This window comes from Streptomyces sp. NPDC018000 (assembly GCF_044328025.1).
In the GTDB taxonomy this organism is placed as follows: Bacteria; Actinomycetota; Actinomycetes; order Streptomycetales; family Streptomycetaceae; genus Streptomyces.
Genome location: NZ_JBIRGM010000002.1, coordinates 101,347 through 127,907, shown reverse-complemented (window position 1 = coordinate 127,907; position 26,561 = coordinate 101,347). Strand labels below are relative to the sequence as shown.

At 68.5% G+C, this 26,561-nt stretch carries 28 protein-coding genes; 20 read left to right on the top strand and 8 right to left on the bottom strand.

Annotated features, from left to right (window positions below; genetic code table 11):
* Nucleotides 1–56: 56 nt before the first annotated feature.
* The 5 genes from ACH4EW_RS05105 (at nucleotide 57) to ACH4EW_RS05085 (ending at nucleotide 3,572) form a co-directional block, all read left to right on the top strand.
* Nucleotides 57–749, top strand: coding sequence for an HAD family hydrolase (locus tag ACH4EW_RS05105; protein ID WP_398251572.1), 693 nt, complete (start codon nucleotides 57–59; stop codon nucleotides 747–749).
* Between the two features lie 107 nt (nucleotides 750–856).
* The gene (locus ACH4EW_RS05100) at nucleotides 857–1,759 is read left to right on the top strand and encodes a radical SAM protein (protein ID WP_398251569.1); all 903 of its coding nucleotides are present in this window, start codon (nucleotides 857–859) and stop codon (nucleotides 1,757–1,759) included.
* Nucleotides 1,752–2,393 carry a hypothetical protein gene (locus ACH4EW_RS05095; RefSeq protein ID WP_398251566.1) on the top strand — a complete coding sequence of 214 codons (642 nt, stop codon included), beginning with the start codon at nucleotides 1,752–1,754 and terminating at the stop codon, nucleotides 2,391–2,393. Before ACH4EW_RS05100 ends, ACH4EW_RS05095 begins: the two co-directional genes overlap by 8 nt.
* Nucleotides 2,311–2,964 carry a class I SAM-dependent methyltransferase gene (locus tag ACH4EW_RS05090; RefSeq protein ID WP_398251564.1) on the top strand — a complete coding sequence of 218 codons (654 nt, stop codon included), beginning with the start codon at nucleotides 2,311–2,313 and terminating at the stop codon, nucleotides 2,962–2,964. The genes ACH4EW_RS05095 and ACH4EW_RS05090 overlap by 83 nt, the downstream gene beginning before the upstream one ends.
* A gap of 20 nt (nucleotides 2,965–2,984) precedes the next feature.
* Nucleotides 2,985–3,572, top strand: coding sequence for a CYTH domain-containing protein (locus tag ACH4EW_RS05085; RefSeq protein WP_353786714.1), 588 nt, complete (start codon nucleotides 2,985–2,987; stop codon nucleotides 3,570–3,572).
* Between the two features lie 570 nt (nucleotides 3,573–4,142).
* Here ACH4EW_RS05085 and ACH4EW_RS05080 read toward each other — a convergent pair.
* The 4 genes from ACH4EW_RS05080 to ACH4EW_RS05065 form a co-directional block, all read right to left on the bottom strand.
* Nucleotides 4,143–5,867, bottom strand: a complete 1,725-nt coding sequence (locus tag ACH4EW_RS05080; RefSeq protein WP_398251561.1) for a relaxase/mobilization nuclease domain-containing protein — start codon at nucleotides 5,865–5,867, stop codon at nucleotides 4,143–4,145.
* 4 nt (nucleotides 5,868–5,871) lie between these two features.
* Nucleotides 5,872–6,423, bottom strand: a complete 552-nt coding sequence (mobC, locus tag ACH4EW_RS05075; protein ID WP_398251558.1) for a plasmid mobilization relaxosome protein MobC — start codon at nucleotides 6,421–6,423, stop codon at nucleotides 5,872–5,874.
* A gap of 320 nt (nucleotides 6,424–6,743) precedes the next feature.
* Nucleotides 6,744–7,586, bottom strand: a complete 843-nt coding sequence (locus ACH4EW_RS05070; protein WP_398251555.1) for a DUF2637 domain-containing protein — start codon at nucleotides 7,584–7,586, stop codon at nucleotides 6,744–6,746.
* A 246-nt stretch (nucleotides 7,587–7,832) separates the two neighbouring features.
* Nucleotides 7,833–9,362, bottom strand: coding sequence for a DnaB-like helicase N-terminal domain-containing protein (locus ACH4EW_RS05065; RefSeq protein ID WP_398253261.1), 1,530 nt, complete (start codon nucleotides 9,360–9,362; stop codon nucleotides 7,833–7,835).
* Nucleotides 9,363–9,637: 275 nt separating this feature from the next.
* Here ACH4EW_RS05065 and ACH4EW_RS05060 point away from each other — a divergent pair, with 275 nt between their 5' ends.
* From ACH4EW_RS05060 to ACH4EW_RS05050, 3 genes are all read left to right on the top strand, one after another.
* Nucleotides 9,638–10,183: a helix-turn-helix transcriptional regulator gene (locus tag ACH4EW_RS05060; protein WP_398251552.1), complete on the top strand. Its 546-nt coding sequence runs from the start codon at nucleotides 9,638–9,640 to the stop codon at nucleotides 10,181–10,183.
* A 130-nt stretch (nucleotides 10,184–10,313) separates the two neighbouring features.
* Nucleotides 10,314–10,613, top strand: coding sequence for a helix-turn-helix domain-containing protein (locus ACH4EW_RS05055; protein WP_398251550.1), 300 nt, complete (start codon nucleotides 10,314–10,316; stop codon nucleotides 10,611–10,613).
* Nucleotides 10,610–12,376 (top strand): tyrosine-type recombinase/integrase, encoded by a 1,767-nt coding sequence (locus tag ACH4EW_RS05050; protein WP_398251547.1) that lies wholly within the window; start codon nucleotides 10,610–10,612, stop codon nucleotides 12,374–12,376. Before ACH4EW_RS05055 ends, ACH4EW_RS05050 begins: the two co-directional genes overlap by 4 nt.
* 92 nt (nucleotides 12,377–12,468) lie before the next feature.
* Here the strand turns inward: ACH4EW_RS05050 and ACH4EW_RS05045 are convergent, their stop codons facing one another.
* On the bottom strand, nucleotides 12,469–13,131 hold the full coding sequence (locus tag ACH4EW_RS05045; protein WP_398251545.1) for a hypothetical protein: 663 nt from the start codon (nucleotides 13,129–13,131) through the stop codon (nucleotides 12,469–12,471).
* Nucleotides 13,128–13,577, bottom strand: coding sequence for a hypothetical protein (locus ACH4EW_RS05040; RefSeq protein WP_398251542.1), 450 nt, complete (start codon nucleotides 13,575–13,577; stop codon nucleotides 13,128–13,130). The genes ACH4EW_RS05045 and ACH4EW_RS05040 overlap by 4 nt, the downstream gene beginning before the upstream one ends.
* 294 nt (nucleotides 13,578–13,871) lie before the next feature.
* Between ACH4EW_RS05040 and ACH4EW_RS05035 the strand changes: the two genes are divergently transcribed.
* The 3 genes from ACH4EW_RS05035 (at nucleotide 13,872) to ACH4EW_RS05025 (ending at nucleotide 16,511) form a co-directional block, all read left to right on the top strand.
* Entirely contained in the window at nucleotides 13,872–15,047 is a 1,176-nt protein-coding gene (locus tag ACH4EW_RS05035; protein ID WP_398251540.1) for a hypothetical protein, read from the top strand.
* A gap of 430 nt (nucleotides 15,048–15,477) precedes the next feature.
* A complete protein-coding gene (locus tag ACH4EW_RS05030; RefSeq protein ID WP_398251537.1) occupies nucleotides 15,478–15,942 on the top strand; it encodes a GntR family transcriptional regulator in 465 nt (154 codons plus the stop codon).
* Entirely contained in the window at nucleotides 15,939–16,511 is a 573-nt protein-coding gene (locus ACH4EW_RS05025; protein ID WP_398251534.1) for an HD domain-containing protein, read from the top strand. The genes ACH4EW_RS05030 and ACH4EW_RS05025 overlap by 4 nt, the downstream gene beginning before the upstream one ends.
* On the opposite strand, the gene ACH4EW_RS05020 is transcribed toward ACH4EW_RS05025, so the two are convergent.
* Together ACH4EW_RS05020 and ACH4EW_RS05015 are read right to left on the bottom strand one after the other, a co-directional pair.
* Nucleotides 16,499–16,972, bottom strand: a complete 474-nt coding sequence (locus ACH4EW_RS05020) for an NUDIX domain-containing protein (RefSeq protein ID WP_398251531.1) — start codon at nucleotides 16,970–16,972, stop codon at nucleotides 16,499–16,501. The genes ACH4EW_RS05025 and ACH4EW_RS05020 overlap by 13 nt on opposite strands.
* 2 nt (nucleotides 16,973–16,974) lie before the next feature.
* The gene (locus ACH4EW_RS05015) at nucleotides 16,975–17,730 is read right to left on the bottom strand and encodes a helix-turn-helix domain-containing protein (RefSeq protein ID WP_398251528.1); all 756 of its coding nucleotides are present in this window, start codon (nucleotides 17,728–17,730) and stop codon (nucleotides 16,975–16,977) included.
* 796 nt (nucleotides 17,731–18,526) lie between these two features.
* Between ACH4EW_RS05015 and ACH4EW_RS05010 the strand changes: the two genes are divergently transcribed.
* The 9 genes from ACH4EW_RS05010 (at nucleotide 18,527) to ACH4EW_RS04970 (ending at nucleotide 26,527) form a co-directional block, all read left to right on the top strand.
* The gene (locus ACH4EW_RS05010) at nucleotides 18,527–18,979 is read left to right on the top strand and encodes a protein kilB (RefSeq protein ID WP_398251525.1); all 453 of its coding nucleotides are present in this window, start codon (nucleotides 18,527–18,529) and stop codon (nucleotides 18,977–18,979) included.
* Nucleotides 18,980–18,991: 12 nt separating this feature from the next.
* Entirely contained in the window at nucleotides 18,992–19,153 is a 162-nt protein-coding gene (locus ACH4EW_RS05005; RefSeq protein ID WP_398251522.1) for a hypothetical protein, read from the top strand.
* 185 nt (nucleotides 19,154–19,338) lie between these two features.
* Complete coding sequence (locus ACH4EW_RS05000; RefSeq protein WP_398251519.1) at nucleotides 19,339–19,647, top strand: hypothetical protein; 309 nt, start codon at nucleotides 19,339–19,341, stop codon at nucleotides 19,645–19,647.
* Entirely contained in the window at nucleotides 19,644–19,940 is a 297-nt protein-coding gene (locus tag ACH4EW_RS04995; RefSeq protein WP_398251517.1) for a DUF6303 family protein, read from the top strand. The genes ACH4EW_RS05000 and ACH4EW_RS04995 overlap by 4 nt, the downstream gene beginning before the upstream one ends.
* Nucleotides 19,937–20,818 carry a DUF2637 domain-containing protein gene (locus tag ACH4EW_RS04990; RefSeq protein WP_398251514.1) on the top strand — a complete coding sequence of 294 codons (882 nt, stop codon included), beginning with the start codon at nucleotides 19,937–19,939 and terminating at the stop codon, nucleotides 20,816–20,818. Before ACH4EW_RS04995 ends, ACH4EW_RS04990 begins: the two co-directional genes overlap by 4 nt.
* A complete protein-coding gene (locus ACH4EW_RS04985) occupies nucleotides 20,818–21,627 on the top strand; it encodes a phosphoadenosine phosphosulfate reductase (protein ID WP_398251511.1) in 810 nt (269 codons plus the stop codon). The genes ACH4EW_RS04990 and ACH4EW_RS04985 overlap by 1 nt, the downstream gene beginning before the upstream one ends.
* A gap of 120 nt (nucleotides 21,628–21,747) precedes the next feature.
* The gene (locus tag ACH4EW_RS04980; RefSeq protein ID WP_398251508.1) at nucleotides 21,748–23,811 is read left to right on the top strand and encodes a hypothetical protein; all 2,064 of its coding nucleotides are present in this window, start codon (nucleotides 21,748–21,750) and stop codon (nucleotides 23,809–23,811) included.
* Between the two features lie 106 nt (nucleotides 23,812–23,917).
* A complete protein-coding gene (locus tag ACH4EW_RS04975) occupies nucleotides 23,918–26,077 on the top strand; it encodes a hypothetical protein (protein WP_398251505.1) in 2,160 nt (719 codons plus the stop codon).
* Between the two features lie 255 nt (nucleotides 26,078–26,332).
* The gene (locus tag ACH4EW_RS04970; protein WP_398251502.1) at nucleotides 26,333–26,527 is read left to right on the top strand and encodes a hypothetical protein; all 195 of its coding nucleotides are present in this window, start codon (nucleotides 26,333–26,335) and stop codon (nucleotides 26,525–26,527) included.
* Nucleotides 26,528–26,561 lie beyond the last annotated feature (34 nt).

Here is a 26,561-nt window from a genome sequence, read left to right as displayed (position 1 = left end):
GTTTCGGGACGTTCCACGGAAGGAGGGGCCATGACCGCTGTATTTACGCTGGATGCATGGAGCTCATCGTCCTGTGGGACATCGACCACACCCTGATCGAGAACGCCGGGGTCAGCAAGGAGATCTACGCCGCCGCCTTCACGGCCCTGGCGGGAAGGGCGCCCGCGGGGCCGGCGCGGACAGAAGGGCGTACTGACCGGCTGATCATGCGCGACATGTTCCAGCGGAACGGCCTGGCCGAGCCGGACTGGACCGCTATCGAGGTGGCACTGTCCGGCGCAGGTGAGGTGCGTCTCCAGGACCTCAGCCGCCGGGGGACAGCCCTGCCCGGCGTGCGAGAAGTCCTGAAGGAGGTTTCCGTGCGCAGCAGTTGGGTGTCGTCGGTACTCACAGGCAATATCGCGGACAACGCCCGCGTGAAGGTAGCGGCCTTCGGCCTTGATCCCCTCCTCGACCTGCCGGTCGGCGCCTATGGGGCCGATGCCCTTCAGCGCCCCGACCTGGTCGCTGTAGCCCGGGAGCGAGCCCAGCGGCTGCGGGGCGCCCCGGATGGCGTGCCCGTCGTCCTCGTCGGAGACACCCCGAGGGACGTGGAGGCCGCACTCGCCACAGGCTCCGAGATCATCGCGGTCGCTTCCGGCGTCCACAGCCCCCAAGAGCTGGCAGACGCCGGTGCCCATACGGTTCTGCCCGATCTGACGGACACCGGCCGTGTACTCGGGATTCTGGAGGCCCTCTCCGCACGCTGAAAACGTCCCGGGACGTCCTCGGAGCGTCCCGATACGCGGTGACGAGGTCCGTACCTGCCCCGCCAATATCAGGTCTCCCACCAGGCAAATGCCCGAAGGAGACCCTCGTGATCAGCGAAGTCACCGGGATCCGCAGGATCCGGATGCTGTACCTGCAGCTGCTCTACCGTTGCAACTTCGAATGCCTGCACTGCTTCCACGGCAAACGCCTTCAGCATGCCGACGCCTTCACCACGGACGAGGCGGTCAACCTCCTCACGCTGATGCGCGACGAGTACGGCACCGAGGCCGTCACCCTGCTGGGCGGCGAGCCGTTCGTCTACCGAGACCTCGCCCAGGTCGTCCGGTACGCCAAGCGGGACCTGGGCATGCAGGTCGAGATCTGCACCAACGGCTACCGCATCGAGCGCCGGCTGACCGAGATCGCCCCCGACCTGGACCTGCTCCGGGTGTCACTGGAGGGCATCGGCACGACCAACGACAAGATCCGCAAGTTCGGAAGCTACAGCAGCGCCCTGAGCGCCCTCGAAATCGCCCAGCAGCTTGGCGTCCGCGCCGGCGCGACCATGACGGTCACTTCACGCAACATCGATGAGGTCCTGCCGCTCGCCCGCACACTGCAGCACTACGGGGTGGAGCAGCTGAAACTCCACTGCCTCCGGCCGGTCGGCAACGCAGCCGATCACCCCGAGCTCCTCGTCAACGACGCCACGGCCTACACCCGTCTGCGGGAGCGCCTGGCCTCGGCTGAGCTGGAGATCGAGGTGATCCTCGACGAGGACCTGTCCGAGCTCGGTGCACCGGACGCCTGCCTCCCCGCCGGAGGCCCTGTGGAGATCGAACGGATCGAAGCCGACCCGCGCGGCGCGCTCACCATGTCCTGCAAGGCCGTCGGCAAGGACTCGCACGCCTTCTGGTACGACAAGCTCGCCGACCACATCGACCACCGGCCGTCCGCCACCGACGAACTCACCCTCGCGGTACCGGACGTGGTGTACGGACGTGTCTGACCCGGCGTCGTTCGAGAGCGTCGAAGGGCTCCGCGGCACCGGCAAGTCGACGCTCGCCCCCCTGCTCGCGGCAGCCCGTGGCGCGGTACTGGTCCCGACCGTGCCGCCCGCCTACCAGGCACTGCGGCGGGAGGTCGACCGGCTAAGCAATGCAGAGGCACGCATGTGCTTCTACCTCTCGGCCCTGTTCACCGCGGCCGATCAGATCCAGCGGTACCTGTCCGCCGGCATCCCGGTCGTCGTCGAGAGCTACTTCGCACGGTGCCTGGCCAACCACCGAGCTTTCGGAGCCGACCTCTCCGTGTCCCTGCCGCCGGGCATCCCTCGTCCCGTCACCTACTACCTCGTCTGCGCGGGGGACGAGCGCCAGCGCCGACTCGCCAGGCGCGACAAGCCTGTCTCGCGTTGGGACGCGCTCGCCGAGATCACCGCAGACAAGATCACCGACGCCTACGCCTCGTTCCCGATGCACCGCGTGAACACCACCGGTCTCACCCCCGACGAGGTACTCCGAGCCGTCCTGAGCACCCACCCGCAAGGAGAGCAAGCCAGTGCAGACACCCAGCATGTGGCGGCACACCCTCACCTTCTTCCCTCAGTTCCTCGCCGCGCTGAAGGAGCGTACGGAGCCTGACTCCACCGTGACGGTCATCGGCGCGAGCGACGGCAGACTCGTCGTGCCCCTGGCCGCGGCCGGCTACCGCGTCATCGCCATCGAACGCGACCCGCTCGCCCTCCACGGCGGCGAGGTCCAACTTCCGGGTGACAGAACCGGTCACGCGATGGGAATGATCGAGCGGCTGAAGCAGGAAGGGCTTCATGACCGTGTCCAGGTCGTGGAGGAGGACTTCCTCGCCTCTGACCCCGTCCCCGCCCCCTGTGATGCCGTCTGGACGAGCTGCTCGTGGCATTACAGTGCCAACCACCACCGGCCGTTGGGCGAGTTCGTCGACCGCATGCAGCGCCTGGTCCGGCCCGGCGGTCTGTTCGGAGCGGAGTTCATGATGCCCCTCACGCAACGCCATCACGTGCTGGAGCACTACACATCCCCCGAGAAGCTGCGGCGTTACTTCATCGGGGACTGGGACGTCCTGCTCACACTGCGGACCAACGAGTTCACCGAGCAGGCGCACGTCGGACAGCTGCAGGACCACAACCACCGCATGGGCCTCCTCCTCGCCGCCCGTGCGTCCACCCCCTCCTAGAGCTACGGGAAGAAGGACATATGAAGCACGAGTACGAGGCCAAGTTCCTCGCCGTCGACGTCGACGGCCTCCAGGCCAAACTGACGGCGCTCGGAGCCGTCCAGGCATTTCCGCGCACCCTCCTCACCCGGAAGATCTTCGAGAACGACGCCCTCGAAGGCGGCGCCTGGGTCCGCCTGAGGGACGAGGCCACCCGCTCCACGCTCACGCTGAAGCAGGTCACCGACTCCACGACGATCGACGGCACCACCGAGATCGAGACCGAGGTGTCCGACCTGCACGCCATGGCCGAGATCCTCCGCAACGTCGGCCTGCGCGAAGTCCGCTACCAGGAGAACTACCGCGAGGAGTGGCGCCTGGGCGAAGTCGCCTTCGACTTCGACACCTGGCCGGACCTCCCCACCTTCGTCGAGATCGAAGGACCCGACGAGGCATCGGTCCGACAGGCAGCCGCCCTGCTCGACCTCGACTACACCGAGGCACGATTCGGCAGCGTCGACGAGATCTACAAGAGCGAGGCCGGCAGGGACATCCTGGCCGAGCCCACGCTTCTCTTCGCCGACGCCGACAAGCAGGCTTCGGCCAGGGCAGCTGTCCCGAGCGAGTGATCTTGGGGACCGAGCTGTGTTTATAGAACTGGCCGTGACGCCTCGAGTCATACCTGGCATCGCCAAGTTCGCGCGCGGCGGTCTGCCCGCTGCGGCAGACACTGACGACGGCAATACGTGGACTGACGGCTTCTGCTGGCTTTACTGCGGCCAGCGATGGACCCGTGTTCTATGGATCGGCCCGGTGAGTGTGGCGGGTGCCCAGGCGGCGATGTTCGCCTGCGGTCCGTGCATCCGCGCCTTGCAGGAGCAGGTCTGGCAGTCTCTCCTCCTTCACGATGAACCGACTCGCCGGGCGCCTGTGAGCACGGCTTCTGCGACCGAGCAGCCTGGGGGACGCCGCGTTGGAAGGCATCGCGCGCGGGGCGGCATGTTCCGTCGGGAGTGAGGCCGAGAACGGACAGTGGGCGTATCAACGGCTGGGCCGGTCACCACGCGTGGCGACCGGCCCAGCGTACGCGGCTCGCACCAGCGCAGCCAGTAATGCGGGTCCACGCCCTCCGGGGCTCACAGACGCCCTGTCGTTTCGGGCTGCTGGCGAGTCTCTGGGGACCCGGCTCTCCTGCCGGGTCAGCGTCGGTGGCGGCTCGGCTGGCTCGTGGGCGCTGCGGTTGTCCGCGGCTGGGCGGCGGGGGAAGGGGCGCCCAAAGCTGATGCGCTGATGCTTCGCAGGCGGGCTGCCTCGGCGCGGCGGTTGGGCGCGGAGTTGCGGCTGGTGTGCTGGATGCGGGTGATCAGGACGCGGGCGGGCCTGTGGGCAGTGCCGAGCTCTCGGCGGGTGGCCGCTTCCTTGAGGAGCTGGTGGGGCTTGTGGCCACCTGCTTCGGCGTCGGCGAGGACGGTGGCGAGGGCGTGCCAGCCAAGGTCGGTAAGGATCCGCTCGGCGTGCTCGGGAACGGATGCGCGTACGTCGTTGGCAAGAGTGCGGCGGGTCTCTTCACCAGGGCGCCGGGCTTCGAGTTCGGTGAGCGTGGGAGCGAGCGCGGCGTCGGCTGCCGACTGAAGGTGCTGGACGGCTTGGCGGGCAGCGTCGGCCTGGTGGGCATGGCCCTTGGCGTCGTGCCAGCGTGCAGCGAGGATGGCGGCCCAGAGAAGTGCGGCGGTCAGGGCTGCGAGGGCGCTGCCGTCGGGGCCAGTGGCGGTGTGAGCGATGTCGCGGGCCGCGGCCCGCAGGGCGTGGGCGGCACGGTCCTCGGCCCGGACCTGTGACCGCTGTGCTCGGGCGAATGCCGCACTGGCTGAGCGCAGTTGGGCACGATGGTCGGCGGGCGCTGCCTGGGCGGTGGCTTCGATCAGTTCGCCCAGAGCGCTGATGTTCGCCTGTGTCCGTGCGTCCTCGTCGGCGCTCGTGCTGGTGGTCTCTGGGTGGAGGGTGTCGAGGGCGTCGGTGGCCTGATGCCAGGGAGTGGGGGGTCGGTCGCGGCGGGCGGTGGGGTGTTCCTCCGGTGCGCTGGTTTCCAGGCGGGCCTTGAGTTTGGGCAGGGTGAGGTCGGGGGCGATCTTCCCGCCGGGGTGGTAGATCTGCTCGCCGTCCTTATTCAGGTCGCCGGGCCGGCCGACGGCGTAGCCGAGGAGGTCCCCGGAGGGGCCGCGGCGGGGCTTGACCAGGATGTCGTCGGCTTCGAGGTAGGCGAGGAGTTCCTCTGCGCTGGTGGCGTGCGGGATGGCGGCGCGGATGTGGTCCTGGAGCCACTGGCGGCTGGTCTGCTCCCAGCCGAGACGCTCGGCTTTGTGCATCTCGGCCTGGGTGGGGCGCCGGGCGGCGGTGCGGTCGCCCTTCCGTAGGCGGCGCAGCCCGTAGTCCTTCTCTATCTGACGGCACTCGTCGCCGACGCGCATGCCGCTGTCGTGCAGTTTGGGGCGGCGGCCGTCTTCGCGGACGGTGGTGGCGAGGATGTGGATGTGGTCGTCGGCGTGGCGTACGGCGATCCAGCGGCAGGCCAGATCGTCGCCGAGTGGGGCGATACCAGCGGCGGACACGATGCGCTGGGCGATCTCGCCCCACTCGGTGTCGGAGAGATGGCGGTCTTCGGGTGCGGCGCGGACGGGGCAGTGCCAGACGTGGTCGGTGACGGGCTTGCCGAACTCGCTGTTCCGAAGGTGAACGGGCCCGTCGAGGTGTCGGGCCAGATCGGTCAGGGTGGCGTTCTCATCGCGTCCGGGGTCGGGCATGCCGAGCATCGCGAAGCCGGTCACCAGGTGCGGGTCGAGGTGTTCGTCGTGCCGGCCGGGGCCGTAGAGGTAGGCGAGCAGACCGCGGGTGTTGGATCCTGCCGGTTTGATGGCGGCGATCATTCGGTCAGACCTCCGTCGAGTCAGTGGGCCGCCGCAGGGCATCCGCGATCAGGGCGAGCAGGTGGTGGAGTTCGTCGAGGCGCTGACGGATATCGGGCGGCGTGAAGTCGCTGTTGAGCGCGCGGGCGATCTGGTTGACGTTGACGCCGGTGCGATTGAGGGCGCGCAAGACCTGGGCGCGGAACATATGCGTGCGGCGTCGATCCTCGGACAGGGGAAGGTTCGCGGTGAAGCGGCCGTCGATGAAGGCCAGGACGATGTCGGCAGCGAAGCCGGATTCACCCTTGTAGCCGTGCTCGGCGGCGATCGCCTGGAGGTGGACGTGCTCGGCGCCGGTGAACCGCAAGGGACCGACGCGGACCGTTCGCTTGGTGCCGGTGAACCGGCGGATCGTCGGCTGGACGCTCCGCAGGGCGGGGTCGCCGGCGGCGGGGGCATCGGCGTGTATCGGGCGGAGGATCGCTTGCTGGGAGGCGTGGATCGCGTCCGGGTCAGAGCGGTCACCGGCACTGGCTTCCTGGTCCGGCGCCCCCTGGCGCTGGGCCGTCTCCGCCACCCTTGGGGCGGAGACCCCCGAAGACCGGCCATGAGTCGGACTCGGGGTACTACTGGCTCCGCCAGGAGCCGTCCGTCCGAACGCCCGCCGCAAACGTTCAGTCAGCGTAGGCGACTTTGTCAGTGTCGGCGGCCCATCGATGGCGTCTTCGGTGTGGTTCGGGTCGTGGGTCACGAATAGTTCTCCGGAAGGTGTGGGCGGGGTGGTGGCGTGCGGAGGCCACGGCTACGGCTGCGGGGGTGTGGATGAGTGATCGGGCGGAGGGGCGGGGACCGCTTGACCGGTGGCCGGAGGAGTTCCGGCCACCGGATGGCGGGCGATCAGCCGACTTTCCGTCCGACGCCGGGTTCCGACCGGAGGACTTCCATGACTTCGGTCAGCCTCTGGCCGCCGACCGTATGTCCCTTGTCACGTATGGCCTGTTGCACGATGCCCCGTGTGAGCTTGCGCTTCTCGGCCGCAGCGATCCGCCCGATCTCAACCAATTCCTCGACCGTCGCGCTGACCGGACGCCCACCACGCGGCTGGCCCTCCGAAATCCGGGGCGGCGGCATTCGGCTGGAATCGGTTGCCTGTGGATTGGCGATGCGTTCGGATGGCGTGGCCTGCGGTTCCGGCGCCTCGGCGGAAGTGAGTGCCGGGCGGTCGAGGGGCCGGTCGACCAGTTGGTGGATCTGCCGCATCAGCACGCCGAAGGCCAGCAGGGCTGCGGTCGGGGGAACCGCCGCGATCACGTAGTCGAGCAAGGGCACGACGCTCGCGTTGTCCGTGCCGCTGACACCGGCCACGTTGAGCGCAATGGATCCGACCGACCCAGTAGCGGTCAGGATGACCGCCCACCAGTCGGTCACCCGGCGGAGGCCGGCGCGGAGCATGAGCAGTTCGCCCGCGACGATGAAGGCGTCCAGGGTGGCGGGCCAGGCCCATTGCCGGACTGGGGAGGTTCCCAGTCCATGCTGTCCGGCGACTTGGGCGAGGTGTGCGTAGGAGAGCCAGAAGCCGCCGGCGGTGAGGGCGATGATGACGGTTCCGGCTGCGGCGAGGGCGTACCGCTCGGCGGCGTGCTGGGCCGTTGATTGTGGCTTCACGTCTTGGACGCGCTCGGCGTGGGGCGTCGCGTGGGCTTGCTGGGTGGTGTCATGAGGGGTGGCGGGTGTGGTCATGCGGGTTCTCCGGGATGGTTCTGCGGAGGCGATCACGGCGTTCACGCAGGGGGCGTACACGCGAGCCCCCTTCTAAAGGGGGGCTCACGCGTGAACGCTGGCGTGCGTGTACGGCGTGAACGATCGCGTGATCGTCTGACCTGGGGTTTTGTGCTTGGCGTGTACGCCTGCGTTGAGGCGTGGGCCGGTGCGCGGGGGAGGGGTGCGTGTACGCCCTCGTGTACGGCTCCCGCGTCCGGCGCTGTGTCAGGAGACGGCGCCGATATGGCGGACTGAGGCGCGGTAGCGGGCCTGCTGGCCGCCCCCAGTGCCGCCTGCTGCTCCTTCGGCCTTGTCCGCGAGTCCGGCCTTGACGAGCCGGTCCAGGGTTCGCCTGGCCTTCTCGGTGGCAGAGCGCTCGGGGTTGTTCTGGCCGCTCTGGATCATGGCGAGTTCGCGCACGGTCAGGCCGTCGGGACGCTGTCGCAGAATGGCGACCGGGTCGAGGGCGGGATCGAGCGTTGAGGTGCCGCGTTCGTGATCGTGGATGACCTGGAGGGGGCCGATCTCGCCGGTGGGGGTTTTGAGGTGGTGCACGGTGACGGCGAGGTCGCCCGCCTCCCCGGAGACGAAGAGGACACTGCCCGCACCGGAGGTGATCCAGGTGGAGCCGTAGACGCGGTCCAGGGTGGGCTTCTGGGCGCGTGGGGCGCCTTCGGTGGCCTTGCGCTGGTGGTGGAGTTCCATGATTTCGACGCCGTTGCGGATGGCTCGCTGGCGGGCGTTGTTGTAGGCGACGCCAAGCGCGTCGTCGACCAGGGTGCTCACCGCGTCCTTGAGGCTGTCGATCACGATGGTGTCGGCCTGGTGGGCAGCGGCGAGGTCGGCGAGGAGGTCGGGCTCCTTGTCCAGGGCGGCGGGCAGGGGCCCTTGCCAGACGGCGAGCCCGTTGCGCAAGCGCTGCTCGTGCTCGGGTCCGATGCTGCGGGCCATGGCGCGGGCGATCTGCTTGTACCGGTCCAGTGCCAGGTACAGCACCCGGCGGCTCGGTGCGACCGGCATGTCCAGGACGCTGTCCGACAGGCCCAGACGGGCGAGGATCACCTGGTGGGCCAGTGTGGTCTTCCCGACGCCAGGCGCGCCGACGATCATCAGGCTCTCGCCGGACGACCAGGCCGTCTGCTCGCGCGTTCCCCAGAGAGGTTCGGTGTCGGTGCCGGTCTCGGTGACGAAGCGCCATCCGTCGGTGATGAACCGGGAGAGTCGGCCCTGTCCCGAGGCGAGCGCCCGCTCGCGCTCCGCCTGGACCTCTGCCTCTACCTCGCTGCGAATGGCATCCGGATCGGCGCCCGGCTCCATCGCCTGCTGAGCGGTCCGGATGCCGGAGGCGCGCAGACGCCTGAGGTCGGCCATCGTGCGCACGATGCCCGCGTAGTAGGCGGCGCTGCTGGCGGAGGGCACGGCGTCGGCGAGCTGGTGGACGTACACCACACCCCCGACCCGCTCCAGATCGTCCTGGGCGCGCAGGTGGTGCGACAGGACGATGGGGTCGGTCGGCTTGTCCTCGCTGTGCAGGGCGAGGATGGCACGCCAGACCGTCTCGTGCGCGGGGCGGTAGAAATCGGCCGCGTCGAGCAGCAGGCGCACTTCGTCGATCACCGCACCCTTGTGCATGCAGGCCCCCAGCACGGCGGCCTCGGCGTCGACGTCGTGTGGCGGAACCGCGGTGAGGTCGCCCGCCGTGGGCTGGCGGCCGGTTCCCGCGAGGTGTGGCGCGGTCGGCCGGGGTTCGTCCATACTGGACATTGAGCTCCTCAACTTGCGGGCCGTACGGGACGGCGAATCCCAGGCCACGCGGGTCGATCGTTCAGGGATGGGCGGTTACGAGAGTTCGTGCTTGGCCCCCGACGTTCGTAGCGTCGGGGGCTTTTTGCGTTCACCCCCGTTCGAGGGCGGACGTCTACAGTACCTGAGTTTTTTGGAAGCGCAACGGTTGCATTCCGCTCCGGAATGGTGTTTAGTTTTCACCATCGCCCCGGCTGTCCGTCGGGCCCCAGCAAGGAGGTGCAGTGATGAGCAGTGACGAAGGCGCCTCCCGCGCGGGGCCGGACCGGCCGCCGGCCGAGGAACACGTCGCGGAGCGCATCAAGCTCGAACGCGAAGCGCGCGGATGGAGCACGGTCACGCTCGCCGAGCGGATGGCAGATGCCGGCCACCCGGTCAATCAGTCTGCGATCTGGCGCATCGAGAGCGGGAAGCCCCGTCGCCGGGTCAACCTCGATGAGGCGCTCGGCTTCTGCAAGGTCTTCGATCTGACCTTCGATGAGCTGACCAGCCCGCCCGGCCAGCTCGCCAACCCGCTGGTCCGACGTCTCGTCGGCGAGTACGTCGCGAGATGGAGGGAATGGCGGGATCTCGGCAAGGAAATGCGCCGAATCCAGGACGAACTCGCGGCCTACACGGACGCCAACCCCAACCAGGACGACATGGTCAAGGCTCTACTGACCCACGAGCTGACCATCGCCTCGAATGGCGAATTCCATCGCCACCGCGGAGCCCCGACGCAGCTCCGCAGCTACCTCGGCGAGCGCATGGACACGCCACCCGAACAGAGTTGACCCGGTCCCTCGCTGCTACGAACAGTGCGGGCTTGCCGTCGATGGCTCCTTCTCTTCACGCCCATCCCTGAACGACTTGCCGGCCTATCGGGATTCGCCGTCCCATGGCCTGCCAGGAGAGGACCCTCCCTTGCACCGAAGCGAACTTCCGCTTGCCCTGATAGCCGACCTGCTGGACGTCCCCGAGGACGACCTGCGGAATCTGCTTACCGAACGACGCCCGGCCGAAGGTGACGCCACCCTCGTCGCCCTCACCGTTGCTGAAGCCGCGCGGCGTATCGGTATCGGCCGCACGAAGCTGTACGAGTACGTCACCTCCGGCGAGATCGCCTCGGTCAAGATCGGCAGCTTGCGCCGCATTCCAGCGGAGGCGGTGAACGACTTCCTGGCCCGGCGCCTTACGGTCAGCGACTTCGGGACCGCAGCATGACGCGGGGCGCGTCGGCGAAGGGTCGGCAGCCCAACGGCGCCTCGTCGATCTTCCATGGCAAGGACGGCCGTTGGCACGGATACGTCACCGTCGGCTCCAAGGATGACGGCACACCCGACCGGCGTCACATCAGCCGCAAGACCCGCCCTGACGTCACCAAAGCCGTCCGCGAACTGGAGCGTCAACGGGACAAGGGGGCTGTCCGCAAGGCCGGCCAGAACTGGACGTTGGAGACCTGGCTCGTCCACTGGGTCGAGAACATTGCCGCGCCGAACGTCTCCGAGAACACCATCGACGGCTACCGCGTCGCGGTCTACCACCACCTCATACCCGGCCTCGGCGCCCACCGCTTGGAGAAGCTGGCGCCCGAGCACTTGGAGCGCTTCTACAAGAAGATGCAGGACAACGGAAGCGCCGCCGGCACCGCCCACCAGAGTCACCGGACCGTCCGCACCGCCCTCAACGAGGCGGTGCGTCGGGCCCACCTCACGGTCAACCCAGCCACTATCGCCAAAGGCCCTCGTGTCGAAGAGGAAGAGGTCGAGCCGTACTCGGTCGAGGAGGTCCAGCGCCTGCTCGCCGAAGCGCACAAGCATCGCAACACCGCACGCTGGGTCATCGCCCTGGCGCTCGGCTTGCGGCAGGGCGAAGTCCTCGGCATGCAGTGGAGCGACGTCGACTTCGAACTTGACGTGATCCGCGTACGCCGAGGCCGGCTGCGGCCCCGTTACCAGCACGGATGTGGCGACCGCTGCGGGCGTAAGCCGGGCTTCTGCCCCCAGAAGATCAACACTCGGCGTGAGACCAAGAGCGTGAAGTCCCGCGCCGGTCAGAGGCCCATCGGCGTCCCGGGTGAGCTGATGGAGCTACTCCGCCAGCACAAGGAGGAGCAGGACCGGGAGCGGAAGGGTGCACGCGATCTGTGGACGGAGAAGGGGTACGTCTTCACCTCGCCGACCGGTGAGCCTCTGAACCCGAACACGGACTTCCATAAGTGGAAGGACCTGCTGAAGGCGGCGGGAGTTCGTGACGGCCGCCTCCACGACGCCCGCCACACCGCAGCGACCGTCCTGCTGATCCTCGGCGTCTCTGACGCGGTGGTGGACGGAATCATGGGCTGGGAACCAGGCAAGTCCGCTCGGATGCGCCGCCGCTACCAGCATCTGACTAGCCGTGTCCTCAAGGACACTGCCGACAAGATCGGCGGTCTCCTTTGGGGCACGGACTTGCCTCAGCTCTCTGGCGGCCGGATGCCAGAGGCGAGCCAGAGCCCTGTCCCGGCCGAGCTGATGGTTCATGTCGCTCGCCTCGGCGAGCGGCGGGTGCCCTTTCTCCACCGTGATCATGCCAACGAGGTCGTCGCGCAGTGGAGCGAGGACTGGCCGGATCACACCGCCGAGGTCGAAGAATGGGACCGTTGGCGCTGGGAGCACGAGGCCCCCGGCGGTATGCGTTCCATCCGCGACGGGATGCCCGAGCGGACCGTGGTCTTCCACGCCCGAGCGGCATTCCTCCTCAGCGGCGAGCCGCAGGCGACTGGTCTCCCCGCAGAGTGGTCGGTGCCGGCCTGGGACTTCGAGACTGATGCCTACACCGACCGACCGGCGGCCTGGCGTACCGCACGCGGCATCGGGCAGGACGTTGTGGCCCAGGCTCGCGGCATCGACAAGGAGGCTGTAAAGGTCGCGTTCGCCGAGGCGTGTGCACAGGCTGTGGACCGCGCACAGAACCCGGGAAAGTACGGCGACGCCGACGGCTGGTAAGCCGCTGCTCGGCTATCGGCCCATGACATCAGCATGAGAGGGCGCCAACCAAAACTGGTTGGCGCCCTCTGTGATGGGCGGATCGCACTGGATCAGCGCTTATTCTTCCAGTTTCGGATGGCCTGGTCGAGCTGCGAGCGCAGCCGCTTAGCGGCATCGGTGCCCGGCAGTAGTTCGGGGTACGACTCGCTCGGGCGCCCAGCGATCAGGGCCCCAAGATTGGTGGAACTTTCCGACGGAAAAACGAGCGAGCACTTCTTCGCACCCATTTCCTGGGCCAGCCCGAGGAACCCCCTGCCGATGCCGAGGGGAGGTGAGGAGCTGTAGTGCTTCGCTTCGATCGCCGCAACGAGCTTGACGGTCCGTGGGTGCACCCTGGCCTGCCGGCTGCGCTCGGCTTCCTTGTAGTCGATGATGGCGACGTCGCATTCGTGTGCGACCTTAGATTTGGCGGCGACGACGTACACGCCGAGGTGGATCTCCAGTTGTTTCCGGATGCCGGGGAAGCTGACCAGGATGTAGGTGAAGGTGCCCGACCAGAGGTTTCCCGGAGACCTGCGAAAGCGCAGCGCAGCGGCTGGAGTCGTGCCGTCCTGCGTGAGCATTGTGGTCCCGCCGGCCGCTCTCGCGGCATCGAGGCAGAGCGTCAGAATCGCTGCCTCGTAGAGGTCGGACTCATCTGCGCTATTGCGGTACATGGGTTGCAGGACACCGATCGCCTTCTCGATGGCCTGGATCAGGCTTCCCCTGCTCATCGGTTGACCTCCGCGCGCGCGTCGATTCCCTCAGACAACAACTCCCGCACCAGTTCGAGCGTGGCATGCGCCCGCCTCGTTTCCTCATCCAGTTCGATTGAGGAGGGCGTTTCCAGCTCCGGGTCACCGAACTCGATGGTCAGGTCCATCCCGTGAGCCACAGCTACGTCAAGCGCGGCCTTACGCGACGCGTACATGGTCTCGGCGAGCGTCAGTAGGGCCCCACGGATGAGTTCGATGTTCTCGTCGTCCGTGTACGGGATCACCGCGATGTCGGACTCCTCAAGGCGTGGCAGTTTCCTCTCCGCCAGCCGACTGGCACGTGCCGCATACTGGCTCGCCTGCTCCTGCTTGAGCTTCTCCTCCGAGACTGCCCGACCCTGCCGGACTTCTTGATCCAGCTGACTGGCCAGATCCCCCAGCTCAGCCTCTTTGAGCTGCTCCATGATGTGTGTGTACTGATCACTTTCGAAAGACACGCGGCCCCTCCCCAAGTTCCCTTCCAGGACTGTACTCAGGGGCGCCGACAGATGAGGGCGGGTTGATCGACATCAGCCGATCGAGGCCGGACGCCTCCGGCGGAAGTGCGAGCGAGCCGCCACCATTCACGACGCACTCTGTTGGAGACTCACCACCGTTCCTATGGTGGAGGAATGGCAAATGGGGTGTGGCACACCGGATATGGCATAGAGATCAATCTGTCCCTGCCTGACCTCGGTCACCCGGGGCGTCCTGATCTGTTGCGGCAGATCACCGCGAGGGTTGCTGACCGCGACCCGCAGTTGCTCGAATGCCTTGCGCACCATGACGGGCGGGACTGTCTATCGGAGTCGGGCGGCAAGTCCCCGTGGATGTTCGTCCGCCGAGGGCGCGTTGGGGGCCGACGGCCGCTCGTCGCATCGCACCTGCCGGTCACGCACAAAGCCACACCGGCGGAGAGTGAGCAGCACAAGGCCACGAAGGAGCGGATCGTCGTGACCGCTTCGCGCTACGGCCTGGAGGCCGATGCCGAGGTGCCCACGGCAAACCGCCGGAGCGTCTCAGACGCCCTCGTCACCGGTCCTGGAGGTATACGGATCGGGTGGGAGGTCCAGTATCACCATCTCAGTCCGAGCAGTGTGCATCGTCGCTCGGTCAACGCTGTGCAGCAGGACATCACACCGTTGTGGGTCGCGAAGGACCGCACAGCTTCCTTGATCGACCGGGCGCCCTGGGCGCGCGTGGACGACATGCCCTGGAGGGATATCGCTGGCGGGAAGGAGATGGTGATCCGCGGTGGCTACCGCCACCTTCAGGTCTGGAGATGTGTGGCCAGCAGCGACCGTCACTGTCTGCTGACCGATGGCGCCGGTCACTGTGGCGAGGTTCACTCGGACTGGTTCCTGCCCGCCCTGTGCCTGCCGGAGAAGAAGGCCGTGCACCTCGAAGACCTCGTGTTGTCGAGTGCGACAGGGGAAAGCGTGCCGGTCTACGTGCCCAATCGGGGAAGCGGTCGGGCAGGACGGCACATGTGGGTTTCGGCGGCCGACTGCGAGCGCTGGCGGGAGATGGTCGGCGAGAAGACTCCTCTCCCCGAGGTACCGGGGCAGGAGGAGGGCGACGAGATCACCTTCGCCGGGCAGGAGATCGACAGAAACTGCCGCGCGGGTGAGGAGGGCTGGTTCGTCAGCGACGCACGGCCCATCCGAGACCTTGGCCAGCCGACCGGCGGATTCACCCTGCCGCGCATGCCGGCGCAACGGTCTGGCAGGTCCACGCTGATCTTGCCCGTCGAGCGGGCTGCCGCCTCTGCGGCTCTGGGCTGCCCGCCATGGGAGCTGGGGCCGTGTGCCGAGTGTGGCCAGCTGATGCGCCGGTACGGGCGCGACACGGCTATGTTCTGCGGCGTGTGCCGCGAGGCGCTGAACGGCCGGTAGGTGCCAGCAGCCCGTTGGCGACAACTGCAACCAGAACTGCAACCACGAACGTCGAAGGCCCCCGCAGCAAGCTGCGGGGGCCTTCGACGTATTGCCCGGTGAGAGCAATGGCGGAGGATACGAGATTCGAACTCGTGAGGGGTTGCCCCCAACACGCTTTCCAACTGTCCGCGCGGCCGTACAGGGGCGTTCACAGGGGTCCGCGCGGCAGGTCAGATGGGGTGCGCGTACGACGGTGAACTGGGGCGGCCGTCAGCGCACTGGACAAAGATCAGGACAACGAGTGGGGTGGGGGAGCCTGGCCCACACGCGGCCTGCAAAGCCCGGTTTTCGCGCTCTGCGGGCCGCGCTGGCGCGGGAACCAGGCAGTACTTGCGGAAAGGAGAGCATGGCAGGCTTGAGACAACTACGACGGAGAGAGGGAAGACGCGTGTCGCAGCAGGCCAGCCCCCGCGGGACCTTCCTGAAGATCGCTGATGTTGTCAGAGCTCAGATTGAAGCCGACGAAGAGATGACCGAGCTGCCGTCGGCTGCGGAACTGATGCGCGACCACGGTGTGTCCCGCGGCGTCGCGCTCCGGGTCTTCGGCGCTCTCCAGAAGGAGGGGGCCGCAGAACCGGTGCCTGGTGGGCGCTGGCGGGTGGTGCGGCGTGGGGAGTCCATTGACCGCCGGCCACTGGCCGAACGTCTCGCCGACGTGATCACGGATGACAAGCTCTCCGTGGGGGCGACCTTCCCCAGCACGTCGGCCTTGTCCGCGCGCTTCAACGTCTCGCGGCCGACGGTGAGCAAGGCACTCGACAAGCTGCAAGCTGCCGGACTGGTATCGGAAGGAAAGCAGGGAAAGCAGCGTACGGTGCTGGCCCTGCCGGGAGAGGAGAGTGTGAAACCTTGAGTTCCACGACGTTGACCGACTGGGCCTACCCCCTCGCCGAATCGCTGCTCTCGGAGACCCTGCCCCGCCGTTGGGCCCACTCACAGGGGGTGGCGGAGCGGGCCCGCACGATCGCCTCGATCCTGGGCTCGGACGCAGACCTCACGGAGGCGGCCGCAGTTCTGCACGACATCGGCTACTCGCCCGACCTCGCCAAGACCGGCTTCCACCCGCTGGACGGGGCGCGATATCTCCGAGACGTCGCCCACGCCGACGAACGCCTGGTGCGCCTTGTCGCGCACCATTCCTGTGCGTGGATGGAGGCAGAGGCGCGCGGCATGCGTGACGAGCTGGAGAGCGAGTTTCCTCGGGAGGAACCTCACCTTGCGGACGCTCTCTGCTACTGCGACATGAACACCACGCCGGACGGCACCCCGACAAACCCTGTGGACCGCGTGAACGAGATCGCAGGCCGCTACGGTCCGGACAGCTTGATCGGGAAGTTCATCAGGCGTGCCGAGCCCGAGATCCTTGCCAGCACAGCACGCGTCGTAGAGAAGCTTTCCGCCGCGAAGCGTCAGCCGATGTAGGGCGCGGTGCGTGTCCGGTCCATCGCGTGCTCGATCCTGAGCCGCATGGTGGGGTGAATGTCGAATTCTGTGAGGTCCGCCGGGGAGACCCAGCGGACCTGCGTGGTTTCGTCGCTCGTACGGACCGCACCACCGACCGGGCGGGCCCGGAAGCAGATGCTGAACTGCTGCCGGGCTTCGCCGTCGTCGTACAGCATCACGTGGCCGGGGTCGGTGTAGATCCCCGACATGTCGACGACCTCAGCTTTGATCCCGGTCTCTTCCCAGACCTCGCGCACAACCGTGTCGCTGATGGACTCGCCCACGTCGTGGCCGCCTCCGGGCAACGCCCAGCGTCCGTTGTCCGAGCGTTGGATGAGCAGGACGTCTCCGACGTCGTTCTGCACGAAGGCGACGACAGAGGGCACGACCGAGTTGGCCGGCGGGGCGTCGGGGTCGTGCAGATAGTCGATGCGTCCCATGCTCAAGCTCCTGTGATGTCGTGATCAGTGACCGGGCGTGCGCCGCCCCACGCCTGTTCGATGCTATTCGCGTAGGTGTCGAAGAGCCCACCGCCGGGCAGTCGCCGCAGGTGCAGGACAGGCGCCATGTACGCCCCGATTCCATACACGTGGGTGTTCACGAGTAGCTCGTCATCGGAGCGAAAGAGCGAGTTGTAGAGGGTTCCGTCGTGCAGACGGAAGCCGATGCCCGGGTGGCTCGTGAAGAGCGGCCGGTAATTCACCAGGGCGTTGCGAATCTTGCCGTCCATGATGCGGTGGCCTTCGTCTATCCCGCGCTGATGCACCGCAGCGCAGTCAGGGTCACCGAGCAGGATTCGTACCTGGGTCGCCCCCACCTTCCTCCTCAGGAGGTCGTGAAAGAGAGGGTCTTCCGACAGCCAAAGTCCGGAGTAGACGAGAACGTCGATGTGCGATTCGGCTCGTTCGTAGAACTCGCGCCACAGGGTGTTGGGCACCATGTGGCGGTGCGGATAGATCGTGACGATCTCCGCCTTGCTCAAGTCGGCCGCCGTATCGACGGCACGCGAGTCGTTCCACAGCGTCGTCACGTCGACGCCGAGCTCGGACGCCGCGGCGTACTGGTGCCTTCGGTATGGAACCTTGCCCTGGGTGATCCAGCGCTCGATGGTCTTCGGGTTGACCTCGATCGCGTCAGCCAGGTCCTGCACGGTCATGCCCTGCGCCAGCAGAGCCGACCGGAGGCGTTCGTTGGACATCTCAACCCCCGGGGACGTCTTGGGACCTCTTGAAGGTATCCAGATGACTTCAAGGTGTCCACGTATGGGGTAACCAACGCCCCTGACCAGCAGCGATGCTGATGGTGCGCCAGGAAATCCCCGGCGCGAACCCAAGAAGTTCCGACGCCCCGCTTGACGGACACCCGATGTAGGACCTGTAATACAGGTATCGCATCAGCCGTGAGGCGGAAGCGACGAGAGGGCCCTTCTTTGGGCTGCTTCGAGTTGCACGACCGCAGAGCGCCCGGCGGGTCTCGTGAGGACGAGAGCCCCTCTGACCAGGGGTTACCGCGCTTGTCGGGGAGGACCTGCTGTTTGAAAACTGAAGATCTGCTGTGTCCCGCTGGTGACGACCCCACAGGTGATGTGGGAGGTGACAGCGGTTGAGCTGGTCGGTGCGCTAGGTCGCGCTGGGAGCGAGCAGGGCAGGTCGTAGCGGCTACCGGGAAGGCCGGAGATTTCCCGGGAGCAGCGTGGCGCGTGGTGGTCTCTGGGTGAAACCGGGGCCGCCGGGCTGAGTGAGCGGACCATCCCCGTACCCGCAAGGGCAGACGGGCGCGATGACCGAGGCGAGCGGGCCACGCTGCCGAAAGGGCGGCACACGGGCACCTGGAGAGGGCCTGTCGGGATGCCGCACCTGCGAAAGGCGATCCCCGCGTGATGAGCACCGGATCGCCCTCGTCATGCAGGCAGGAAGGCACCCCTGCCGGGGCTGCTGGCCCTGCCTGCTTGATGAGGCACCACTACCAAACCTGAACACCGGAGGGGAACGTCCATGGAGATTGCTGCTGCTGTTGTCGCGGTCGTCGGCACCGTGCTGGGGGCCGCCGTGGTCGGCGTCCAGCAGTACTACACGGTCAGGGCCCAGCGCCGGCAGGCGCTGCGGGACCGGGCCATGACCGCCCTGGGTGACCTGAGCGCCCGGCTCGCGGATCACCGCCGCGCAATGTGGACGCGGGAGGACCTGCGCCTGTCCGGCGCAACCCCGGGTGAGGTGGCCGAGGCCCGCGAGGCGAGCCACGTCACCCGCTCCGCCGTCACCGCCCCGCAGGTCGCCCTCACGGTGCTCCTGCCGACACTTCGGCTCGACATCGACGCGGCCGTCCGCGCCACGTACGACATGCGCAATGCCGAGACTGCCGAGGTTCTGGGCTCGTGTCGCGAGGCGGCCGTAGCTGCGGCTGACGCGCTGACCGCCACGGCAGCGCGTGTTTTGTCCCGCCCCTGATCAGGAGGACCTATGGACCCCGTCGACGAAGCAATCGCCTGGGCCGCTCAGCGGCGGCAGGAACTGGACGAGATGAACGCCGCCTACGAAGAGATCGACGCCCGCGAGTACGAGGAGTTCAACCGCGAGATGGACGTCCGCGACGCCGACCTCTCCGAGCGCTACCCGAGCTGATCACCACCGCCCCGGCATCCACGCCGTGAGGGCGCCGGATCGAATCCGGCCCGGGGCACCACGGCCACCGCTGGTGGCCGGACCGCTCGCAACGTCGGGCGGAACCACTGAACGGCCCGCGGCCCCGGTGCTGACACACCGGGGCCGCCTTTCGGGCCGTCCCACCGTCTAGGAGAAAACGACCCATGAAGAACATCGTTGCTGGTCGCGAGCCCGTTACCGCGACCGAGTTCACCGAGCTGGCCCTGGGCATCGACCTGGAACTGTTCACCGGCCCGGCTGTCGAGTCCGCCATGGAGCGGGCGGCGCGGCTGGACGTGGCGCACGAGGTCCTCGCGGAGCTGCGCGAGAGTGACCCGGAGACCGCCGCCTACGCCGAGTCCCTGCTCCGCACCCTGCCCATGAAGACGCAGCGGCCGGACGGCCGGCGCCCGCGCCGCACGGTCCGCCGCCCGCTCAAGGCCCTCGCGGCCGGTTCGGCGGTGGCCGCGTGAGGGGGCACACCGCGCAGATCTCCAACCGTGGCGGCCGGTGGCGCCTGTACGTCGTGCTGATGGGTGACCTGGTCTCCGAATGGCCGGAGCACCACTTCGGTCCCACGCCCACCGTGCCGACGGCGGCCGAGCGCTCACGGGTGCTCACCGCGCTCGGGTTCGTGGCCGTCGACGGGGCCGAGTGGGGGTGGACGGAGGGCAACGAGACGTACGGCGACGACACGTCGCCGGTCCTGCTGCTGGCCTCCATCCCGGTCCGCCCGGCGGGCCCGGCCGACGGGGGTGCGGCGTGAAGCGCATCAACCCCCGCGTGCTCCTGGTCGTCGCGCTGGTCGCCGTGGTCGGCATGGCGTTCCGGGTGTCCTGGAACGCCATGCGTGACATCGCCCGTGCGGTCGGTGCTGATCCGGCCGCGGCGACCCTCTACCCGTTCGTCGTGGACGGCCTGATGGCTCTCGCCCTGATCGCCACCCTGATCCTGGTCGACAAGGACCGGCAGTTCGCCCTCAAGGTTCTGGGCGGGTACACGGTCGCGTCGCTGGTCCTCAACTACGTGCACGGCCTGGTCCCCGCGCTGCACCAGCCGGACGCGGGTATGGTCCGCCTCGCTCACTGGGACAGCGCGCACTACGCACTCGTCCTCGTCGCGACGTCACTGCCGGTCGGTGCGATCTTCTTCGGGTCGGATCTGGTCGCGAAGGTGCTGCACCAACGCACCGCCGCCGAGGCCGTGCGGGTGCCGGACGGGCAGGAATCCGCACCCGCCGCGCATACCCCCGCACACCCCGCGCAGACACCCGCCGCCGAGGCGGCCGAATCACCTGCCCCGCTGCCCGTCATGGAGCCGTCTGCGCAGGTCGCGGCCCATGCGGACGCTGTGCAGGCGCCTGATCCGTACACCCCGCACACCGACCGCACCCCGGAGGAAGAGACCACCGATGCGGCCCTGTCCCGGGACCAGTTCGAGGAAGCGGAACTGGAGAGGATGCGGCAGGACGCCCGCCGTGCGTACGGCGAATCCGTACAGGCGGGCCGCCCGCTCAGTGCCCGTGCGCTGGGCGAGGCGTTCGGGATGAGCGAGTCGTGGGGACGCAAGCAGATCCTCGCCGTCCGCGACGACGAGGAGCCGTCCCGCCCGCGCCTGCGGGCCGTCGAAGCCGAGGCCATGTGATGACGATTCGCTCGATCAGTTATGGCGGCGGTGTCCAGTCGACGGCGCTGCTGGTGCTGGCCGCGCAGGGCCGCATCGACTTCCGTACCTTCCTGATGGCCAATGTCGGGGATGACTCGGAGCATCCGGGGACGCTGCGCTACCTGGACGAGTACGCCCGGCCGTTCGCGGCTGAGCATGGGATTGACCTTGTGCTGTTGGACCGTGTCATGGTCCGCAGCGGTGAGACCCGGACGCTGTATGGCCAGCTCACCAAGGAGGGAAGCCGGTCCCTCGCCATCCCCGTACGGATGTCGAACGGGGCACCCGGTACCCGCTCCTGCACCGCTGATTTCAAGATCAAGGTCATCGGCCGGGAGCTGAAGCGGCGGGGCGCCACCAAGGAGGCCCCGGCCACGATCGGCATCGGGATCAGCCTGGACGAGATCCACCGCGCGAACAACCGACGCTGTGAGTCGCATGAGCAGATCGTCTACCCGCTGCTCGAACTGGGGCTGAGGCGCATCGACTGTGCCCGGATCATCCGGGATGCCGGTCTTCCTGTCCCGCCCAAATCGTCGTGCTGGTTCTGCCCGTTCCACCGGCCCGAGACCTGGCACGACATGCGCCGTCGCGAGCCCGACCTCTTCGAGAGGTCGTGCCAGCTCGAAGAGCTCCTCAACGCCCGGCGCGACGCTCTCGGCAAGGACCACGTCTACCTCACCCGGTTCGGCAGGCCCCTGCGCGACGCCATCCCCGACGGCGTGGACGTACTGCCGGGATTCGACGAGGTCGACGGCCTGTGCGACTCCGGCTGGTGCATGACATGACGCGGCCCGCCACCGCGCACCGCTGCCGCTGAACCCGTTCTCGCTGGTACGGGGATGCCCGGCCCTGAGAAGCAGGCCGGGCATCCCCGCCCTTTTCACTCCAGACAAGGAGCCCGACCAGTGTCTACCACTGAGGCGAGCACGAAAGCCCCGCCCGACACAACCAGCCCGCAGCCCGAACCCGCAGCGTCAACGGTGGTCGACGGCCCGGACGGGCAGTCCCTCCCGATCGAGATCACCCTCAACCAGGGCCCGGACGACACCGGGTCTTCTTCGACCCCGCGGGGGCCGCGCAGTTCGCTGCGTGCGTGGCCGCTGGCTCTGTTCGGCACCGAGGCTGCGTCGACCGGGGCGTCCGCTCTGTATGCGTCGGCCGGGACGGTCGGTGTTCTGACCGCGGCCAGTGTGGCCGCCGGGGGTGGCCTGGTCGCTGCCGGTGTCGCCGCCCGGAAGGCACGCAAGTCCCAGACCACGGGTTCTGGTGGGCGGGTCCTGCGGTCCTCCGGGCACCGGTCGACGCTCGGCAGTACCGGCACCGGCCGCAGTGGTGGCCGTTCCGGGGGCGGCGGGTCGGGCCCGGGTTCCGCGGGCCGGGGTGGCCGGTCCGGCGGCCAGGGTCGCTCCTCCACGCTCGGCGCGGTGAGCTCCGGAGCGTCCACTCCTCGCACCAGTGCCCGCCACTCTCCGACCTCGCGGAACGGGGCATCCGTGCCGAAGAAGCCCACCCAGTCCGGCAACACCACGTCCGCGGGGGGTGGTTCTGCCGGCCGGGGCTCGCTGTTCGGGAAGTCCGGGGCCGGGGCCGGGTCCCGGGGTCGGGACGCTGCTGGTGGGCGGGGCGGCATATTGCGCCGTCTCAGCCAGCGCCGCGGCGGCACCGGGCCGTCCGGCACCGGCACCCAGAACGGACCGCATGGCAAGGGGCCGAGCAGCCCGAACTCCCCCGGCGCCAAGGGTGGCGGGCGCGGGCGGTCGACGGTCAGGGCTTGGGTGCGCAAGGCTGCCCGGTCCGGGATGCGCGGCGTCGCCCTGGCCCGCCGTCTGGGCCGTCAGATGGCCGAGTCTCCGGCCGGTCAGGCGTTGCGGGAGCGGATCAGGTCCGCACGTCGTGCCCTGGCCAAGAAGGCCGCGGCGGGGGCCCGGTATGTGCTGCGCAGTGCCGTGGCGAAGGTCGCGGCGGGTGCGGTCGGGGCCGTGGTCCTGATCCCCGGCCTGCTGCTGCGCGCGCTCGCGGCTACGGCGGGTGGTGTCTTGCGGTTCCTGCACCTGGCGCCCCGCAACGGGGCCAAGTGGGGCGCGTACTTCACCCGCTGGTCCAGGCTCGCGGCCACCGCCGTGCACCGGCGCCTGATGCGCCGCGCCAAGGACGGCTGGGACAAGGCCACCCGGCCGGATGTCCTGACCGACTTCGATGAACCCGGCCACATCCGGCCCGCCGCCGATGAGTTCGGCACCGACCACTTCGGAGGAAACCTCGTGTCCGTGTTCAAGCAGGAGACCGAGGCCGTGCGCGACGCGTACGCCACCTACGACCCGCCGATGATGCTCGCCGTCGCCGCCGAGTACTGGGGCCTGCCCGAGGGTGTGGCGTCGGCCGCCGAGGCGGTGCGGCAGCTCGCGGTCAACACCGCCGACAAGTACCCGGCCGACGCGGCGATGGCCGATCTGGTCGCCCAGGTCTACGCCCTGCTCCACCAGGCCGTTCAGAAGGCGCAGGAGATCGGGCCGCTGTTCGCCAAGGTCCACGAGAACGACCTGCGCCGCTACGAGGAGCCGAGGCCGGGCGAGCACATGTGGAACATCCTGGAGCGCCGCCAGGACGGCCAGGGCTTCGACCAGCGTCAGCCGTCGCAGTTCGTCGCGGTCGCGCAGGATGTCGCGCACGTCTACTCCCGCTACGAGCCCGGTCACATGAGCCAGGTCGCCGCCGAGTACGAGGGCATCCCGGACGGGATCGAGAACATCGCCGCCGCGATCAACCTCCTTCAGGTCCGTTCCAACGACCGCTACCCCGTCGACAAGGCCGTCGTAGACGCGATCGCGGACGTGCATCAGCTCCTGATGTCCGCCGCGTCCGCCGCGCAGGAACTGATGCCGAACTTCCGGCGCCTGCACGCCCCGGACATCTCCCGCCACGAGGCCCCTCGCAACGGCGAGGAGTCCGAGGCCATGTGGGACGTCTGACCGAAGAAACCACAGCTCATCCCCGCCGTGGGGCCGCACACAGGATCGGTGTGCGGCCCCACGGCGCTCCACCCTGCCCTTGCTCGCGTTCCTGAAGGAGCCCTTGATGGCTGCCAAGTCCGATGCCCCGTCCCTGGACTGGAGCTGGAACCACTCCGCCGCTACCTCTGCTGCTCTGGTCGCGGGCGGCGCCTACACCGTCGCGACCGTCGGGTCGGTCGCCGGTCTGCCCGCCTCGCACGCCCTGCTGGTCGCCGGGGCCGGGGCCGTCGCCCAGGCCGGGGCCGACCTCTACCAGCACCGCCCCGCCGGCCACACCGTCGCCCGGTGCGCGGCCTGGCTCGCCGCCGGGGGCTGGACCGCGTCCGCCCTGGCCGATCACACCGCCCTGACCTGGTCGTCCGCCGGGTGGTGGGCGGCCGGGACCGCGGCCGGGATGACCCTGGCCCGCGGCCTGGTCCAAGCTGAGGAAACCGCCCGCACCGAACGCCACCAAAGGCGGCTGCAGAAGTGGGCGAACAAGCAGGCCGGTGAATGGCACGACCGCCTGGAACGGCTCTTCCGCCTCGAAGGACACGAGGTCGAAGGGGTCCGGCCGTGGAAGGGCGACGTCGGCTACACCGTCCGCGTCCGCATGCCCTCCGACACCCCGGAACTCCCCGCCGACGCGGTACGGAAGCTGGCCGTGGACCTGCGGCTGCCCAAGGGGGGTGGCATCCAGATCCTCGACGGCGAGGTCTACGGACAGACCCTCATCCGCGTCACTGCCGTTGACGTCCTCGCCAAGGACCTCGACCTCCCCGACACCTCGGACGAGACCACCGTCACCAGCATCTACGACGGCATCCCCCTCGGACTCAAGCCCGACGCCGAAGAAGCCCGGATCGCCGTCGTCGACGAATGCGCCCTGGTCGTCGGCCAGACCGGCTCCGGCAAGACCAACACCATCAACGTCGCCAACGCCGGGGCCCTGCGCACGAACAACACGGTGGTGATGCACATCGACGTCACCGGCGCCGGGATCAGCCTTCCGTGGCTGCACGCGTGGGCGGTCGACGGGACCGCGGCCGTGCCGCTGATCGACTGGACCGCCGACACCGTCGAAGAGGCCCACATCCTGTGTGACACGGTCATCGCCGGGATCGGCGCCCGCAAGACGGGGCATCAGGACCGGCTCACCGAGGACGACAAGCTCACCGTCACCCACGAGCTGCCCGAAGTCCTGGTCGTGGTCGATGAGATCGCCGAGCTGCCGCCCGTCCTGCTTCGCAAGCTGGACACCATCGTCAACACCGGCCGCGCTGTGCGGGTCCGGGTGGTGATCTGCGGGTTGCGCGCCACCCAGGATGTCATCACCGCCGCCATGAAGAAGCAGAGCAGGGTACGGGTCGGGATGCGCGTCTCCGACCCCGAGGAGCTCAGCCACTTGTTCCCGACCGGCGGGGCCCGCATCAACCCCAAGTCGGCGCCGTACAGGGGCTGCGGGTTCTACTCCTCGCCCGACGAGGAGGACGTCGTGTCCGAACCGACCGCGTTCAAGGCGTACCGGATCAAGCCCAAGCAGATCAGGGCCCTGAGTACCGTCTACGCCGACCGCCGGCCGAAGCTCGAAGCGGTGTTCCTCGACAGCGAGCCGGGCGAGTACTACGAGAGCCGGTGGGGCCGCATCCTGCCCCGCCTCTACAAGGCCAAGCAGCTTGCTCCGACCACCATCCCCTACACCGACATGGACACCCTCTACCCCCCGATCAACCAGCTCACCGGCATCCCGATGACCGGAGCTGCCGACCCCGAGGACGACAACGCTCCCGCCCCCCGCATCGTCGCCGCGACCGGGCAGGCACCGGCCCGGCCCGAACCGCGGGTGGGCAGCGATCTGCTGTCGACCATGCTCAACGCCGCCCGCACCACCACCGGCCAGGCCGCGCCGAGCGGCGGGAACGACGCTACGGTCATCCAAGCTGACTTCGGCCGCGTCATCCAGCAGGCCGGAACCCCCGAGAACCGGCCCAGCCCCATCCCGCAGCTCCTCGCCGAGGCCCATCAGCACGTCGTCGCCGCGGGCGGACGGATGTGGAGCAGTGACTTGGCCGCCGCCCATGGCCTCGACCCCCGCGTCTTCGGCACGGAGCTGAACCGCCTGCTGCGCGAGGTCGGCGTTGAGCGCCCCGGGGCCGGAACAGTGCGCATCGGCGACGAGTCCAAGAGCGGCTATCTCGCCGAGACCCTCGCCGAAGCCATCGAGTGCTACCGCGACACAAAGTGACAGTCGACGCCTTCTCGACCCACACAGCCGACCCACACAGACCCACACACGCCGACCCACACAGCCTGTGTGCGTCACACATCCGCGTGTAGGTCTCTGACCTGCCCGTGTGGGGCGTGTGCGTCACACAGAACGCCCCGTGAAGAAGCCCCGGAACCCGCTCTCTGGCGGCGGTTCCGGGGCCTTCCAGCGGCATGTGTGGCCCCACACCCCACACATCACCCCAGGTAACCGAAATCAACGTGAGGACGCCCCATGGCCCTGACCGTTTCCGCCGTCGTCCTGCTCCTGGTCATCGTCCTGATCCTGGTGCGCACCGGCTACCTCCGCTTCGGCCCCGCGCTCGCCGCCATCCTGCTCGGCTTCTTCCTCGCCTCGACCGGCATCGCCCCCGCCATCAACAGCGCGCTCAGCAGCATCGCCGCCGCCCTCGCCCAGATAACCACCTGACCCGCCACCCCGCCGCCCGGTTCAAAGGAGCCCC